Below are 2775 nucleotides of genomic sequence, written 5' to 3' on the forward strand. Positions count from 1 at the left end.
CCCGAAATCGTCGCGGCCGTCGGGTGTTCACGGCGGGAGATCGCGGCGGTGAAGAAGACGATCACCGCCTACGGCATCACTGCCGGCCAAGCGGCGTCGATGAATCCGGCCGAGATCGCCGGGATGTTCCCCGACGGGCGCAAACGCGTCTCGGAGGACTACATCAAGCCCGACTTTGATCGGGTGCTGGCGTCGATGAAGTTCAATCGGCACTTCACCATCCAGCAGGCGTGGGGCAAGTACCTCGCCGACCCCGCCGGGGCCGGGAAGAAGTACGGGTACTCGCAGTACTGCGCCCTGTTCGGCGAGCACGCACGGGTCAAGGACGTCGTGGCGACGCTGCATCACGAACCCGGTCGGACGATGCTGGTCGACTGGGCCGGCGACACCCTCGAGGTCCTCGACGCGGTCACAGGGGAAATCACCAAGTTGTACCTGTTCGTGGCGGTGCTGCCGTACTCCGGTGCGGTGTTCTGCCGCGGCTTCACCGATATGAAGTCCCCGTCCTGGATCGACGCCCACGTCGCGGCGTTCGACTTTTTCGGCGGGGCGCCCCAGATGGTGGTGCCCGACAACCCGACCACCGCCACCCACCGACAGGCCAAGGGCGAAGCGGCCAGGGCAGTCAACGCCCTCTACCAGCAGCTGGCCGACCACTACGGCACCGCGATCGTGCCCGCTCGCGTGCGCAAACCCCGCGACAAGGCAGCCGTAGAGTCCGCGGTGGACGTGGTCAACAAGCGCGTCATCGGCTACCTCGCCGAGGAGGTCTGGACCACCGTCGAGGCCCTGAACGCCGCCATCGACGACCGTGTCGCGGAGATCAACACCGTCATCCGTCGGGCTGACGGCACGACCCGGTGGGAGCGGTTCGAATCCGACGAGGCGCCGCTGCTGGGCGTCCTGCCCGACGACGGGTTCGCCACGGTGGAGTGGAAGCAGCTCAAAGTCGGGCGGAACTATCACATCTCCTGCGATTCGCAGTACTACTCGGTGCCGTACACCTTCGCCGGTCAACTGCTGCGGGTCCGCCTGACCGCACAATCTGTGACGATCTTCGATGGCGACCAGGTCGTCTGCGTGCACCCCCGGCGCCATGGTCGTAAGGGCCAGTACTCCACGGTGCTCGCGCACGCCCCGAGAGAGCATCAGGGCATCGATGGTCTGTGGTCGAGGCAGTGGTTCACCGACCGTGCCCGCGGGTTCGGTCCTGCCACCGAGAAGGTGATCGCCCAGATCCTGGACCGTCACGTGATCGAGGCTCAGGGCTACCTGGACTGCCAGAACATCCTCGAGACCCTGGGCAAGCGCAGTCGGCAGCGGCTCGAGGCTGCCTGCCAAGTGCTGCTCAACCAGAACGGCGCCGGGAGCTACAGCGTGCTCAAACGCGTCATGGCCACCATCGACTCCGACGGCAAGGCGCCCCGGCCCGTGGTGCCGGCGGCGGCCACACGAAAGCCCCCACCCCCGGCCGGAACCCGAGACGACGGCGCGATTCAAGTCCGCTCGGCCGATCACTACTCGCGCGGGCGCAGCGGGGAGGGCGTGTGATGTTCACCGAGATCGATCATCAGAAGTTCCGCAATCTGCGCATCACCCACGTAGCGACCCGGTTCGAGGAGCTCATCAGCGATGAGGCCAATGACGAGCTCACCCCGGAGCAGATCTTCCTCACCGCCGTCGACGACGCCCTGGACCAGCGCCAGGCCCACCGGATCGACAAGCTCATCCGCGCCGCCAAGTTCCCGATCCCGCAGGCCTCGATCGCCGAGATCAACTACCAGGACGGACGCGGGATCACCCCGGTACGGATGAAACGCTACGCCGGGCACCACTGGCGACAAGACCCCACCAACCTGCTGATCCTCTCACCGACCGGTGGTGGGAAAACCTACCTGGCCTGCGCGATCGGCATCGCCGCCTGCCAGAACGGGCACACCGTCACCTACGCCCGCATGGACGAACTCGCCCGGCGGCTGGTCATCGCCCGCGGCGACGGGATCCGCCACCAGAAAATGCTCAATGACCTCTCGGACGTGGAGCTGCTGATCATCGACGACTTCCTCACCGTGGGCATCGATCCCGAGGCCGCCAACGATTTGTTCGCCGTGCTGGCCAACCGGGAGCACAGGTTGCCGACGATGATCGCTTCACAGTCCCGGCCGGCGTACTGGCTCGAAGCCCTGCCCGACCGGGTCGCCGCTGACTCCATCGTCAACCGGCTGGCCAACAACGCCCGCGAGATCAACCTCGGCGAAGTCGACATGCGCCGCCAACGCGACGACCAAGCCCGCGCGACTACCGGCTACTGGGAGTAACCGACACGGCCACGGTTCCGGCCCGCCTCACCCACGGGCCGGTACCGGGTCGCCAGAACCGCGGTACCGGATCACCGGACCAGGCGTACCAAGTACGCCTAGTTGCCACGCCGAACCGCACTGCCCCCTGACTGTAGGTTCCGCACCTTATGCTCAAGCCGTGGAGCTTCCCAGCAAGACACGGATCCGAAAGTGCGGTGAGTTGATCCGTTCCGCACGGTTCGATCCCGATTTTCCCTACGACGTCACCCAGTTGGGCGAAGCCCTCGACGTTGTGAAGCTGTTTCGTCGCGCCCACCAAGAACCTATGGCCAGGGTTCGCAACGGTTTGACGTCCATGGTGAATACCCTCGGGTTCGACCCAGTCATCACTCAGCGACTGAAGCGATCTGAGCGAATTATTCGAAAGCTCCACCGCTCCGTAGGGTCACCGCATGGCCGCACGACCCTCGACCGG

The 2775-nt window shown here is 65.7% G+C and carries 3 protein-coding genes; all 3 read left to right on the forward strand.

What is annotated here, in order from left to right; genetic code table 11:
- On the forward strand, positions 1-1551 hold a 1551-nt coding region (gene istA, locus DPA01S_RS15830), incomplete at its 5' end, for an IS21 family transposase (RefSeq protein WP_157076993.1).
- On the forward strand, positions 1551-2318 hold the full coding sequence (locus tag DPA01S_RS15835; RefSeq protein WP_061917862.1) for an ATP-binding protein: 768 nt from the start codon (positions 1551-1553) through the stop codon (positions 2316-2318). The genes istA and DPA01S_RS15835, both read left to right, overlap by 1 nt.
- Positions 2319-2478: 160 nt before the next feature.
- Positions 2479-2775 (forward strand): hypothetical protein (locus DPA01S_RS17385; protein WP_232303216.1); only part of this gene is annotated, 297 nt, incomplete at its 3' end.

Source organism: Dietzia papillomatosis NBRC 105045, assembly GCF_001570845.1.
In the GTDB taxonomy this organism is placed as follows: Bacteria; Actinomycetota; Actinomycetes; order Mycobacteriales; family Mycobacteriaceae; genus Dietzia; species Dietzia cinnamea.